Source organism: Thauera terpenica 58Eu, assembly GCF_000443165.1.
Taxonomy (GTDB): Bacteria; Pseudomonadota; Gammaproteobacteria; order Burkholderiales; family Rhodocyclaceae; genus Thauera; species Thauera terpenica.
This window is the reverse complement of the sequence record NZ_ATJV01000048.1, coordinates 187,243-200,378: the sequence shown is the minus strand read 5'-3', so window position 1 is coordinate 200,378 and position 13,136 is coordinate 187,243. Positions and strand designations below refer to the sequence as shown.

General features: G+C 66.0%; 11 protein-coding genes. 2 read left to right on the top strand and 9 right to left on the bottom strand.

The features are described 5' to 3' along the window. Positions 1 to 98: 98 nt before the first annotated feature. From M622_RS27935 to M622_RS27925, 3 genes are read right to left on the bottom strand one after another with little or no spacing between them, the layout of a single operon-like run. Positions 99 to 1,403, bottom strand: coding sequence for a hypothetical protein (locus tag M622_RS27935; RefSeq protein WP_021248920.1), 1,305 nt, complete (start codon positions 1,401 to 1,403; stop codon positions 99 to 101). After that, a complete protein-coding gene (locus M622_RS27930; RefSeq protein ID WP_021248919.1) occupies positions 1,400 to 1,618 on the bottom strand; it encodes a DUF2249 domain-containing protein in 219 nt (72 codons plus the stop codon). Before M622_RS27930 ends, M622_RS27935 begins: the two co-directional genes overlap by 4 nt. After that, positions 1,615 to 2,070: a hemerythrin domain-containing protein gene (locus M622_RS27925; protein ID WP_021248918.1), complete on the bottom strand. Its 456-nt coding sequence runs from the start codon at positions 2,068 to 2,070 to the stop codon at positions 1,615 to 1,617. The genes M622_RS27930 and M622_RS27925 overlap by 4 nt, the downstream gene beginning before the upstream one ends. Positions 2,071 to 2,228: 158 nt before the next feature. Between M622_RS27925 and M622_RS27920 the strand changes: the two genes are divergently transcribed. Continuing rightward, on the top strand, positions 2,229 to 3,491 hold the full coding sequence (locus tag M622_RS27920; protein ID WP_021248917.1) for an MFS transporter: 1,263 nt from the start codon (positions 2,229 to 2,231) through the stop codon (positions 3,489 to 3,491). A 9-nt stretch (positions 3,492 to 3,500) separates the two neighbouring features. Here M622_RS27920 and M622_RS27915 read toward each other — a convergent pair whose 3' ends face one another. Next, positions 3,501 to 4,748 carry a BaiN/RdsA family NAD(P)/FAD-dependent oxidoreductase gene (locus M622_RS27915; RefSeq protein WP_040830604.1) on the bottom strand — a complete coding sequence of 416 codons (1,248 nt, stop codon included), beginning with the start codon at positions 4,746 to 4,748 and terminating at the stop codon, positions 3,501 to 3,503. A gap of 146 nt (positions 4,749 to 4,894) precedes the next feature. Between M622_RS27915 and M622_RS27910 the strand changes: the two genes are divergently transcribed. Next, the gene (locus tag M622_RS27910; protein ID WP_031346632.1) at positions 4,895 to 8,695 is read left to right on the top strand and encodes a DUF748 domain-containing protein; all 3,801 of its coding nucleotides are present in this window, start codon (positions 4,895 to 4,897) and stop codon (positions 8,693 to 8,695) included. 16 nt (positions 8,696 to 8,711) lie between these two features. Here the strand turns inward: M622_RS27910 and sufT are convergent, their stop codons facing one another. The 5 genes from sufT to sufC are packed head-to-tail and all read right to left on the bottom strand — an operon-like array spanning position 8,712 to position 13,123. Then, complete coding sequence (sufT, locus tag M622_RS27905) at positions 8,712 to 9,281, bottom strand: putative Fe-S cluster assembly protein SufT (protein ID WP_021248914.1); 570 nt, start codon at positions 9,279 to 9,281, stop codon at positions 8,712 to 8,714. A 20-nt stretch (positions 9,282 to 9,301) separates the two neighbouring features. Beyond that, complete coding sequence (sufU, locus tag M622_RS27900) at positions 9,302 to 9,754, bottom strand: Fe-S cluster assembly sulfur transfer protein SufU (RefSeq protein WP_021248913.1); 453 nt, start codon at positions 9,752 to 9,754, stop codon at positions 9,302 to 9,304. Positions 9,755 to 9,765: 11 nt separating this feature from the next. Then, positions 9,766 to 11,037, bottom strand: coding sequence for a cysteine desulfurase (locus tag M622_RS27895; RefSeq protein ID WP_021248912.1), 1,272 nt, complete (start codon positions 11,035 to 11,037; stop codon positions 9,766 to 9,768). After that, positions 11,034 to 12,344 (bottom strand): Fe-S cluster assembly protein SufD, encoded by a 1,311-nt coding sequence (gene sufD / locus M622_RS27890; RefSeq protein WP_021248911.1) that lies wholly within the window; start codon positions 12,342 to 12,344, stop codon positions 11,034 to 11,036. Before sufD ends, M622_RS27895 begins: the two co-directional genes overlap by 4 nt. Then, positions 12,341 to 13,123 carry a Fe-S cluster assembly ATPase SufC gene (sufC, locus tag M622_RS27885; RefSeq protein WP_021248910.1) on the bottom strand — a complete coding sequence of 261 codons (783 nt, stop codon included), beginning with the start codon at positions 13,121 to 13,123 and terminating at the stop codon, positions 12,341 to 12,343. The genes sufD and sufC overlap by 4 nt, the downstream gene beginning before the upstream one ends. Positions 13,124 to 13,136: the final 13 nt, after the last annotated feature.

Below are 13,136 nucleotides of genomic sequence, written 5' to 3'. Positions count from 1 at the left end.
CGCAGCCGAATCGCAGCTCTCGGTGCGCGCTGTGCCAGGATCATGCGCCATAAGATGTACGGCGCATGATCCTCATACTAATTGGAGACTCCCGGTAGTCAAGACGGCCGCGCGCGCAATGGCTCGTCGGCCTCGCGTGCGCTTTTCCAGGCATGCAGCACGCGCACCAGGTTGAACAGCAGCCAGCCGAACTCGAGCACCATCAGCATGCCCGCCAGCGGCCCCAGGGCGCTGACGAACACCGCAAGCACGAGGGCGAGGAGCACCGCGAGGTGGAGTCTCAGCTGCTGGCGCACCGGCGTATCCGGCAGCAGCTTCTTCATGTTGGGTGCGCGCACCCCGGCCTGGGTCAGATGCAGCCAGGCAAGGAAGGGGACGATCTTGTACAGCATGGAGCTGATCGCGCCACCAAAGCCGCCGTGCAGGATCAGCACGCCCGCCAGCACGCTCCAGTGATCGGCGTCGTGCACCAGGTTGATGCTGAGCGCGAGCAGGCCGGCAAGCATTGCACCCATTGCACCCCGAAACGCGCGAAAGGGCGCATCGGGCGTGCTGCGGCGGGTGCGCGACTGCAAGTGCAGGGTGAGCAGCGCAAAGGCGGCGAACACCGCGACCAGCGCCACGCCGAGCACCATGCCGGTGACCTTGGTCTCGAGCGCGTGCGCCAGCGACCACAGGACCAGCCCCGCGAGCACGCCGGGTGCCCACCAGCGCGTGAAGCGCGCGGGGTAGCCCGGGGTGATCTGGAACATCGGCACCACCACCCAGCTGGTGGCGGCGAGCAGCGTGCCGCCCCAGCCCAGCCAGCCCCAGGCGGCGTGCATGTCGACCACGGTGGGCAAGGGCAGGGGCAGGCTCAGCCCGGCCCCCAGAGTGAGGGCAAGGATGAGGCCGAGCACTGCAGTCACGCCCAGGCCGACCAGCGCCAGGCGCAGGTCGCGCGGGGCATGGCTGTTGGTCTTCAGTGAGGGCGAGCGCAGCAGGCTGATGAGTCCGGCGACCAGAAACACGCTGATGCCGGTGACGAGCAGCACCGCGCCACCGATGAGGGCGTCCACCACGCCCAGCGCGAATCCGCCGGCAAGCCCTGAGGCGCCAAGCAGCAGCAAGACGTGGCTGATTGCCGCGATGCTCATTGGCGCCGGGAAGCGGGCGCCGGCGACCACCGGCAGGATCTGCTGCAAGGCGCCGACCATGACCTGCAGCATGAAGCCGGCGGCGAACAGATGCACGACGGCGAGCGCCCCCGGCGTCCATCGCGAGCTCAGGACATCGTCGCCGAAGATCAGCACCAGGCCGGCGCAGATGCCGAACAGGGGGGCGGTGAGGAAAAAACGCAGGGGTGCGGACAGCGGCGGCGTGTCCTCGTAGGCGAGCCCGGGATTCGCCTTGGCCTTGCTCATGGGCGACCGATCAGGATTGCCACGCAGCCGTCGTCGCGAAAGCTCACGTCGTGACGGTAGCCGTCACGCTCGAGCAGGCGTAGCAAGGGGTGGGGCATGCGGTCGAGCAGGAGGGTGAACTGCTCGCCGGCCTGCAGATTGGCGAGGGCTTCCATGGCGTGCTCGAAGGGCTCTGGCGGCTCGAGGCCGCGGGCGTCGACAATCGGCATGTTCATGCTGTGTGCTCCGCAGCGAGTGCCTGTGAGAGCAGGGTGCAGAGCTCATCCTGCACCCTGGCGAGGTGGGCCTCACACATCGGGTAGAGCATGTTCTCTTCCTTCATGTTGTGCTGCTGCATCATGATCAGCAAGGTCTCGGCTTCGCCGGCGAAATCGTCGCCATCCTGTGCACGCAGCGCCGCCTGCAGGCGTTCGAGTGCGTCACGCATGTCCCGATGTTCAGCACGCATGACATGGGTGGGTCCATGGGTCATGCCGGTGGCGGCTTCAAAGGCGGGGAAGAGGTGCTGCTCCTCTGCATCGAAATGGGCGTTCAGCGCGCGCGCGAAGGCGTCCAGGGCTTCGGCTGCGCCGCTCCAGTCGGCTTTGGCGGCGAGGGTCTCGGCACGCGCGAAGTCGTGGTCGCAGGCGCGATGGTCGTGGGTCATCAATTCGGCAATCGTGCTCATGGTGGGGGCTCCGGTGAGGATTGAACGCATTCTCCGCAGCCCCGCGCGCACGGCATTGATACGAGTCAAGTTGAGAACTTGCAGCCAAATAGCGGTGGATCTGGCGATTTGGGTGCTGCAGGTGCACAATCGCAGCTCTTGTTTCGACTGGAGGCGGCATGTCCCGCGATGCTCCACCCGGCGCCTGGGTGCGGATATTTCTACCCTTTGCGCTTGGCTACTACCTGTCTTACCTGCTGCGCACCGTCAATGCGGTGATTTCACCCGCGCTGACCGATGAGCTCGGGCTCTCTGCGGCGCAGCTGGGCTTGCTGACCAGCATGTACTTTCTGGCCTTCGGTCTGGCCCAGATTCCGGTCGGCATCGCGCTCGACCGCTATGGTCCACGCCGGGTCGAGAGCGCGCTGTTGTTGGTGACCGCGCTCGGGTCGGTGCTGTTTGCGCTCGGTGATTCGATGGCCAGTCTGGGCCTGGCGCGGGCGCTGATCGGGATGGGCGTTTCTGCCTGCCTGATGGGCGCGCTGAAGGGTTTGGCGCTGTGGTATCCGCCCGAGCGTCAAAGCTCGATGACGGGTTTCATCATGGCCAGTGGCGCCATGGGGGCGCTCACGGCGAGCGCACCGCTCGAGCTGATGATGCCCCTGGTGGGCTGGCGCGGCGTGTTCTGGGGAATCGCGGTGGTGGCCGTGCTTGCCGCGTACACGCTGGTGCGCAGCCTGCCGCGCGAGGAGCGCGCGGGCGGACAGGCCGACCTCGGGGCGGTGCTCAGGAGTGTGGGCGCGATCTTTGTGGCGCCGGCCTTTCTCAGGTTTGCCGGCTCCTCGCTGTTTTTTGTCGGTGGATTCATGGCGCTGCAGAGTCTGTGGGCAGTGCCCTGGCTGATGGAGGTCGAGGGGCTGGACCTGGCGGCGACGGCACGCATTCTGCTACTGCTCAACTTCGGCATGCTGATCGGGCAGTTGTCGATCGGCGTGTTTGGTGTGCGTCTGGTGCGTCGTGGGGTGGAGCCGCTGCGCATGCTGCACTTCGGTTACGCCGGGCTGTTGCTGGTGCAGGCGGCGATCGTGTTCGGGGTGGGGCCGGTGGTGGTGAAGTGGTTCTTGCTCGGTGCACTGTCGGCAGTGAATTCGCAGGCCTATCTGGCGTCGGCAAGCCAGTTCCCGCGTGAGATGTTCGGCCGCGTCAGCACCTCGATCAATCTGATGGCTTTTGCCGGCGCCTTTGTCGTGCAATGGGGCATAGGCCTGGTGCTCGACCTGTTGCGCGCAAATGAGTGGACGATGCCCGCTGCGCTGCGCTTTGCCTTCGCGGTGCTGCTGGTGCTGCAGTTCATCAGCTTTCTGCCCTTGCTGCCGCGGCACTGGTTGGGCCGGTGGCGCAGGCGGGTGAGGGCGCAGTCGCCGGGCGCCGACCAGGAGTAGGCGCTGCGGTCAGGCGGCCTGGCCGCAGGCCACGCCCGACGACCATGCCCACTGGAAGTTGTAGCCACCGAGATGGCCAGTGACGTCCATGACCTCGCCGATGAAGTACAGGCCCGGGCAGGCGCGGGCTTCCATCGTGCGCGAGGACAAGTCCCTGGTATCGACCCCGCCGAGCGTGACTTCGGCCTTGGCATAGCCTTGGGTGCCCGAAGGGGCCAATTGCCAGCCCGACAGCGTGCTGGCGATGAGGCGCAGCTCGGCATGGCGGAATTCGTTCATCGGCTTTGTCCACCCATGGAGCTCGCACCAGGCGTGCGCAAAGCGGCGCGGCAGGCGTTCGGACAACAGGTTGGCCAGCAGGGTGCGCGCGCTCGCGTGCTCGAGCAGCCAGTGTTCGGCATCGACGCCTGGCAGCAGATTGAGCGCCACCGGCTCCCGGCTGTCGTCGGTGTAGGCCTGGGCCTGCCAGTAGTTCGACACCTGCAGGATGGAAGGGCCGGACAGGCCGCGGTGCGTGATCAGTGCGGCCTCGCGGAACACCGGGCCGCGGCAGTGTGCTTCCACCTCGAGCGAGAGCCCCGCCAGCGGCGCGAGTCGCGACAGGGTTTCGGGCGCCAGGGTCAGCGGCACCAGTGCCGGCCGCGGTGCGATCACCGCAAGGCCGAATTGCGCCGCCAACTGGTAGCCCAGCGGGCTGGCGCCGATCTTGGGAATCGACAGGCCACCGGTGGCAATGACCAGGCTATGTGCGCTGAAGCGACCGACGCTGGTATCGACCAGGTAGCGCGCGCCCTGCGGGTGTTCTGCCTCCGCTGCGGACACCGTCAGCACTTGCGCCGGCATCGCCCAGTCGACGCCGCCGTCATTGCACTCGGCGCGCAACATGTCGATGATCTGCTGCGCCGAGTCGTCGCAGAACAGCTGGCCCCAATCCCTTTCGTGGAAGGCGATGCCGTGACGCTGCACGAGCTCGATGAAGTCCGCCGCGGTGTAGCGCGACAGGGCGGAGCGGACAAAGTGCGGGTTGCGGCTGAGGAAGTGTTCCGGGCCGACGCGACGATTGGTGAAGTTGCACCGGCCACCGCCCGAAATGCGGATCTTTTCGGCGAGCTTTGTGGCGTGATCGACCAGCAACACGCGCCGCCCGCGTTGGCCGGCGGTGGCGGCACACATCATGCCGGCCGCGCCCGCACCGATGATCAGCACATCGTAGTGCCGCGCGGGGGCTGGCGAAGTCGAAGGGGCTGGGTGCGCCACGTGAGTACCTGAGATAATGAAAGCGGCGCAGAATACGCGCCGTGCTGCGAAGCGGCAATTTTCATCAATAATCCTGCCCCGCCTTGCATGGCGGCCGCGCGGGATGAAATCACCAACCCCAGAATATCAGTTCGTTGGAGCGCTCTATGACCGATACCACCACCGGCCCGAACACGCCTTCCCGAAAATGGAGTCTTGTTCGTCCGGCGTTGTGGGCCGCGGGTGCTGTGATCGTGATCGCTGCGCTTGGTTTCTTTGTCGTGCCGCCGGTTGCCATGCATTACACCGTGAAGATTCTGGGTGAAACGCTGGGCAGGCCGGTCAAGGTCGGTGCCATCGAGCTCAACCCATTCTCGCTCACGGTGCAGGTGCGCGGGCTCAAGGTGCTTTCTGCCGATGCACAGTCGGAGGCCTTCGCTTTCGATGCGCTGCGCGCCAATTTCGAGCTGGTCCAATCCCTGCTGCAGCGCGGTGCCGTGGTGCATGAAGTGAGCTTGGTCGGGCCGCGCCTGAACGTGGTGATCGACGAGGACGGACGCCATAGCTGGAGCGACGTTGTCGAGCGCATCGCGGCACGGGCTGCCGAGCAGCAGGAGACGGCCACGGAGACGGACGGGCGTGGTGCGCTGTTTTCGGTGGGCAACATTCGCGTCAGCGGTGGTCGCATTCAAGTCGATGACAAGCCGCGCGCGCTGACGCACGAAGTGGTCGATTTCGAACTGGGCCTGCCCTTCGTGTCGAACCTGCCGGTGAAGGTTGACGTGTTCATCGAACCGAGCTTGTCGGCCACGCTCGATGGCAATGCGCTGAAGATGAACGCCCGTCTCAAGCCCTTTGCTGAAGCGCAGCAAACCGTGCTCGATGTCGTGCTGGACAAGTTCGATCTCGCGCCCTGGATCGCTTACGCGCCTTTCGAGCCCGCATTCCGCCTGCCCTCGGCCTTGCTCACCAGCAAGATCGAGCTGAGCTTCACGCAGCCGGTCGATGGCGCGCCGGTGCTGTCGCTGCAGGGGCCGATCAAGCTCGAGCAATTGCTGTTGCAGGACAAGGACGGCGTTACGGTGGCGAGCATTCCCGAATTCGAACTCGAACTCGCCGATGTGCAGCCGCTGATCGGACGCTGGCACTTCACCCGCCTGCGACTGGCCCAGCCTGAGCTCGACCTCGTGCGCCTGAAGGATGGCGGCCTCAATCTGGCGCAGTTGTTACCGGCGCCTGCGCACAAAGCCAAAGCACCGCCGAGCGCCAAAAAGGCCGCTGGACGCAAGGGGGCCAAGGCCAGCAAGGCAGCCAGCGCTTCCGCTGCGGTGCAGGGCCAGGGGGCACAAACGGAAGGCGCACTGACGGAGGGCGCACTGACGGAGGGCGCGCCGACGGCGGCTGTGCAGGCGGAGGATCCGGCCGCGATGGAGCCCGACTTCCTGCTCGCGCATGCGCGCATCCGCGACGGTGTGCTGCGCTTCGAGGATCGCATGGCACAGCCCTTCAAGACCCGTGTCGAGGCGATCAATCTCGATCTGCGCGACCTGGCGACCGTCTCCGATCTGCCCGCAGAAATCCGCCTCGACTACGTGACGGACGCCGGTGAGAAGTTCGTGCACGAGGATAGGCTGCTTCTGCAGCCCTTCGAGTACGAGGGTTTGCTCAGCTTCGAGTCGATCGCAGGGCCACGTTACGCGCCCTATCTGGCGGCGGCGCTGCCAGGCAGCGAGCTGCGCAGCGGCACGCTGAGCGGTAATTTGCGCTATCGCATCACGCTCGACGACAAGGGCGAATCCGAAATCGACCTCAGCAGCGACGGCCTGGCGCTGCGTGACTTTGCGCTCGCGCTCAAGGGTGCCAAGGAGTCAGCGCTGAAAGTGCCTGAACTCGATGTGCGCGCCGCCGTGCTCGACTTTGATGCGCAGCGCGTCACCTTTGGCGAATTGAGCATGAAGGGGGCGAGCGTCGCCGCGGTAAGGCTCAAGAACGGTGAGCTCGATCTGCTCAGCCTGCTCGGGCCGTCCAGCAAGAGCAAATCAGACGCAGCTCCGTGGACGCTGGTGGCCGACAAGCTTGCGCTGCAGGCCGCATCGGTGCGTGTCGAGGATCGCAGCGTGGGCCGGCCGGTGGTGCTGGCGGTCGATGACATCGGTCTCGAAGTCGACGGCTTCTCGACCGCGAAGGATGTGCTCAGCCAGCTCAAGTTCGACTCGCGCATCAACAAGAACGGCAAGCTCGGCGTCTCAGGCAGTCTGGGGCTTGACCCACTCAAGGCCGATCTCAAGCTCGATGTGCGCAACGTCGATCTGTTGCCGATCCAGCCCTACGCGCTGGAACAGGCCAAGATCGCGATTTCGCGCGGCAATGTCAGCACGCAGGGCCAGCTCAAGCTTGGCAGCGCTCGCGATGGGGGCGTGCTGGCGGATTTTCGCGGTGACCTCAGCGTGGGCGACTTCGCCTCCATCGACACACTCAATGCCACTGATTTCGTGCGCTGGCGCACGCTGCGTGTGGGTGGCATCAACGCTCGCCTCGAGCCCTTCTCGCTCGCGGTGCAGCGCGTCATGCTCGACGACTTCTACACCCGACTCATCCTCGATGAGCAAGGCCGGCTCAATCTGCGCGAGATTCAGGGCGGCACGCCCGTAGAGGACAAGGCCACGGCAGATGCGCCCCTGGCCCAGCCCGGCCTCGATAATCGTCTGGCAGGGGAGCGTGATGAGGAGCGGCGTGGCCAGGGCGAGGGTCAGCGCACGGCCGAGCTGGCGCCGCCCAGTGCGCCGCCGCCGCCCATCCGCGTCGATCGCATCGAGATCAAGCGCGGCAACATCGCTTTCAGCGATCGCTTCGTGCGTCCGAACTACAACGTCAATCTGACCGACATGGCGGGTACGCTCATCGGCCTGTCGACCAGTCCTGACACCATTGCCAAGCTCGATCTGAGCGGCCGGGTGGACAAGGCGGCGCCGGTCAAGGTCAGCGGCGAGCTCAACCCCTTCCGCCAGGACGCGCATCTCGACATCCTCGCCTCGGTGAAGGACTTCGAGCTCACCGGCCTGTCGAGCTATGCGGGCAAGTATGTGGGCTACGGCGTCGCCCGCGGCAAGCTCTCGGCCGAACTCCACTACACGATCGAGGACCGCAAGCTCACCGCCACCAACCAGATCTTTCTTGATCAGCTCGACTTCGGCGACAAGGTGGACAGCCCCGATGCGGTGGACCTGCCGGTGCAGCTTGCGGTGTCCCTGCTCAAGAACAGCCGGGGCGAGATCGATCTGCGCCTGCCGATCAGCGGCACCCTCGACGACCCCGAGTTCAGTGTCTCCGGGCTGGTCGTCAAGATGTTGTTCAACCTCATCGGCAAGGCGATCACCTCGCCGTTTGCGCTGCTCGGTTCGGTGCTGGGGGGGGAGGAGGAGTTGTCACAGCTCGAGTTCGCGCCCGGCAGCGCCGAACTGGGTGACAAGCAGCTGGCCAAGCTCGCCACCCTGGCCAGGGCGCTCGTTGAGCGCCCCGCGCTCAAGCTCGATATCGCCGCCAGCGCCGACCCCGCGCTCGACACCGAGGTGCTCAGGAAGTCGGCTTTGCAGCGCAGGGTGAAGGCGGAAAAACTCAAGGCCCTGGTGGCGAAGGGCGAGGCCGCGCCTTCGCTGGATGACATCGAGCTGAGTGAGGCGGAATACCCCGAACTGCTCAAGAAGGCCTATCGCGCGGGTGACTTCGAGAAGCCGACCAACTTCATCGGCATGATCAAGGATATCCCGCTTGCCGACATGGAGGCGCTGATCCTCGCCAATACCGAACTTGGCGAGCGCGAGTTGCATGCCCTGGCGCAGCAGCGCGCGCAAACCGTGCGCGACTGGCTGGTGGGCGAGGGCGCGGTGGCGAGCGAGCGTATCTTCGTGCTCGAAGCCAAGGTCGAGGCCGCGACTGCGGCAGGGCAGCTGCGGTTCGCGCTGCGCTGAGTCCTCCGGCGCGGGCTTACAACAGACCCATCTCGAGTCGCGCCGCTTCGCTCATCATCTCCCGGCACCAGGGCGGATCCCACACCAGGTCGACGATGGCATCCGACACCCCGGGCAGCATCATCAGTTTGTCGCTCGCTTCGTCGGCGATCATGGTGCCCATGCCGCAACCGGGTGCGGTCAGCGTCATGTTCACCATCAACCGAAAGCTGCCATCTTCCAGGGGCTCGGCGGTGCAGGCATAGACCAGCCCCAGATTGACGATGTCGATCGGAATCTCGGGGTCGTAGCAGGTGCCCAGTGTCTTCCACGCCGCCTGTTCGACGGATTCGGCGGTGATTTCACCCTCGGCGTGCATTGACTCCACGCTGGCGAGCTGAGGCTCCAGCCCCAGCGCGTCGGCGTCACGCTCGGCGATGCGGTACAGATTGCCACCTGACATCACCGTGATGGAGCTGCCAAGGCGTTGTGTGATGAGGGCATAGCTGCCTTCGGGCAGAGTTTCGTGGCGTCCCCAGGGCACGCTCACCACGTCGCATTCGCGACTCAGTACGCGTGATTCGGTTTCGCCGTAGCGGTCACCCATGATCTTCTCCGTGCTTGATGTTATTCGGTGCGCGCAGGGTCTTGCGCACCGATGATGGCGTTGTGCAAGGTGTGCCAGGCCAGCGTTGCGCACTTCACCCTTGCGGGAAATTCACGTACCCCCGACAGCGCCGCGAGCTTGCCGAAGTCGCGCTCGGGCGCTGTGCTGGTGAGCAGCGTGTGGAAGTCCTGGAACAGCGCTTCGACCTCGGCCACCGGCTTGCCCTTGACGGCCTCGGTCATCAAGGAAGCGGAGGCGGTGGAGATGGCGCAGCCCTGACCGACGAAGCTGACGTCGCGCACGATTTCGTCCTCGATGTGCAGGTACACCGTGAGCTGGTCGCCACACAGCGGGTTGTGACCGTCGGCGTGGCGATTGGCGTCGGCCATGGGGCGGTAGTTACGCGGCTTGCGGTTGTGATCGAAAATCACCTCCTGATACAGCTCGCGCAGGTCGGGGGCGCCGGGGTTCATGGTCTTCGTCCTCATGCGCGCACGCCGAAGATGTCTTGCGCCTTGTGGATGGCGGCGACCAGCGCGTCGATGTCGGCGCGGGTGTTGTACAGCGCCAGCGACGCGCGCGCCGTGCCTGGGATGCCCAGCCGTGTCATGAGCGGCATGGCGCAGTGGTGGCCGGCGCGGATTGCCACGCCTTCGGTGTCGAGGATGGTGCCCAGGTCATGCGGGTGGATGCCGTCGACGAGGAAGGACAGGATGCTGGCCTTGTGCTGCGCGGTGCCGATCAGCTTCACGCCGCCGATGGCGCCCACCGCTGCGGTGGCGTAGTCGAGGAGGGCGTTTTCGTGCGCGGCGATGCGCGCCATGCCGATCTCGCTCAGGTAGTCGATCGCCGCCGCCAGGCCAATGGCGCCGGCGATGTTGGGCGTGCCGGCCTCGAAGCGTTGCGGCACGTCGGCATAGGTGCTGCGATCGAAGGCGACGGTGACGATCATGTCGCCGCCGCCCTGCCACGGCGGCATGGACTTGAGCACGCTGCGCCGCCCATAGAGCACGCCGATGCCGGTCGGGCCGTAGAGCTTGTGGCCGGAAAAGGCGTAGAAGTCGCAATCCAGGGCCTGCACGTCCACCGCCTGGTGGGCCACCGCCTGGGCGCCGTCCACCAGCACCACCGCACCGGCGGCGCGCGCACGCGCACACAGCGCCGCGACTGGGTTGATGCTGCCCAGCGCGTTTGATACGTGGCTGATCGCCACCAGCTGGGTGTTGTCGTTGAGCAAGGCGTCGAAGGCCTCAAGATCAAGCTCGCCGGCGTCATTCACCGGTGCCACCTTCAATATCGCGCCCGTCTGCTGGCACAGCAGCTGCCAGGGCACGATGTTGGAGTGGTGCTCCATCGCGGTGATGAGGATCTCGTCGCCGGCGCGCAGCTCGGCCCGCCCCCAGCTTTGCGCCACGAGATTGATGGATTCGGTGGTGCCGCGGGTGAACACGATCTCTTCCGCATGTGCGGCATTGATGAACTGCTGCACGGTCACGCGCGCGTCGTCGTAGAGCTCGGTGGCGTGTTGCGACAGCCAATGCACGCCGCGGTGGATGTTGGCGTTCGATTCGCGGTAGAAGCGGCTCTCGGCATCGATCACCGCGTCCGGCTTCTGCGTGGTCGCGCCGTTGTCCAGATAGGCCAGCCGGCGGCCGTTGACCGGGCGCGCGAGGATGGGAAAGTCGGACGCCAGATCGAGCGCCGGCAGTTCGGCGTCTATTTTGCGACGCGGGGCAGTGGTGACGGTCTCACTCACAGCAGTTCCTCCAGCAAGGCACCGCCCGGCAGGCGGGCGAGCAGGGTGGCGCGGGCGCTGCTGCGCAGCGACGCGAGCGCGATACGGTCGAGCACCTCGGCGGCAAAGGCGTAGGTCAGCAGCTGGCGCGCCCGGATCTCATCGATGCCGCGCGTGCGCAGGTAGAACAGCGCGTCTTCGTCCATCTGGCCCACGGTGGCGCCGTGCGCGCATTTGACGTCGTCGGCGTAGATCTCGAGTTCGGGGCGCGCATCGGCTTCGGCCATGCGCGACAGCAGCAGGTTGTCGCAGCGCTGCACGGCGTCGGTGCGCTGCGCATCCTGGGCGACGATGATGCGCCCGGAGAACACGCCGCGCGCATTGTCATCGACCAGGCCACGGTAGTACTCGCGGCTGATGCCCAGCGGGCTCGCGTGTTCGATCAGGGTGTGGTGGTCCACATGGCGACGGCCATCGACGTGGTAGAGACCGTTGAGCAGGGTCTCGCAGCCTTCGCCATCGAAGCGGGTGTGGATGTCGTTGCGTGCCAGGCGGGCGCCGAAGGACAGCGAGTGTGACGCAAAGTAGGAGCCGCGCGCCTGTTCGGCCTTGATCTGAGCCAGATGGATGGCCGTGGCATCCTGTTGTTGCAGCTTGAGGTGGGTGATGCGCGCGTCCTGCGCGGTGTGCACCAGGGTGACGGTGGTGCCCAGGGTGCTGCCACCGCCGAGATGGTGCTCGATGATGCTGGCTTCGGTGTTGGCTTCGGCCACGATCAGGTTGCGCAGGTGGGTGTCGGCAGCGCCGGTGGCACCGATGAAGACAAGGTGCAAGGGTGCGCCAAGGGCGGTGCCGCGCGCCAGGCGCACGAAGGCGCCGTCGGTGCACAGGGCAAGGTTGAGCGCGTAGGGGCTGGCGGCCTCATCGGCGGTGCCGAATGCGGCTTCCACCGCCTCGGCATGTTTGCTCAGGGCCTCGGACAGTGGTGTGCACACGACGCCTGCCGGCAGGCCACCGAGCACGGACAAGGTGCGCTCGAAACGCCCATCCACGAATACCAGCCAGTGGCCGCCGTCGCCGAATTCGCTGCGCACGGCGGCCAGGGTCGCCGCCGGATGGGGGGCTGACTCGGGCGCTTGCAGTTCATGTTGTTCGAGAAAGCTGAGCGAGGTATGGCGCCAGGGCTCGAGGCGGGTCGTCGGCCAGCCCAGTTCGGCGAAGCGTGCGATCGCATCGGCGCGGCGCCTGAGCAGCCAGGGCAGGGCGGCGCCGGGCAGGCTGGCGGCGCGCTCGTGATGGCGACCAACCCAGGTGTCGATGGTACTCATGGCCGCGCTCCTTGCGCCCCTGCGGCGGCGGGTGCGGGCTCGGTCTTGATCCAGCCGTAGCCGTGCTCCTCGAGTTCGAGCGCGAGTTCGCGTCCGCCGGAGCGCACGACGCGACCTTCGGACAGCACATGCACCTGGTCGGGCACGATGTAGTCAAGCAGGCGCTGGTAGTGGGTGATGACGATCATCGAGCGCTCCGGCGAACGCAGGCGATTGACGCCCTCGGCGACGATCTTGAGCGCGTCGATGTCCAGGCCGGAGTCGGTCTCATCGAGCACCGCCAGCCTGGGCTCGAGCAAGGCCATCTGCAGTATTTCGTTGCGCTTTTTCTCGCCGCCGGAGAAGCCTTCGTTCACCGAGCGGTAGAGGAATTCTTCCTTCATGCCGACCGCCTTCATCTCGGCTTTTACCCGTGCCAGGAAGTCCATCGCGTCGTATTCATCCAGCCCACGCTGGCGGCGGATGGCGTTCACCGCGGCCTTGAGGAAGTAGGCGTTCGACACCCCGGGGATTTCGACCGGGTACTGGAAGGCGAGGAAGAGGCCGGCGCGTGCGCGTTCTTCGGTGGGCATGGCGAGCAGATCGACGCCATCCCAGTCCACGCTGCCCTCGGTGACCTCAAAGGCCTCGCGGCCAGCCAGCACCTGCGCCAGCGTGCTCTTGCCCGAGCCGTTGGGGCCCATGATGGCGTGCACCTCACCACTTTTGACTTCGAGGTTGAGCCCGTTGAGGATGCGCTTGCCTTCGACGCTGGCGTGCAGGTTGCGAATGTTCAGCATGTATTTTCTCCTT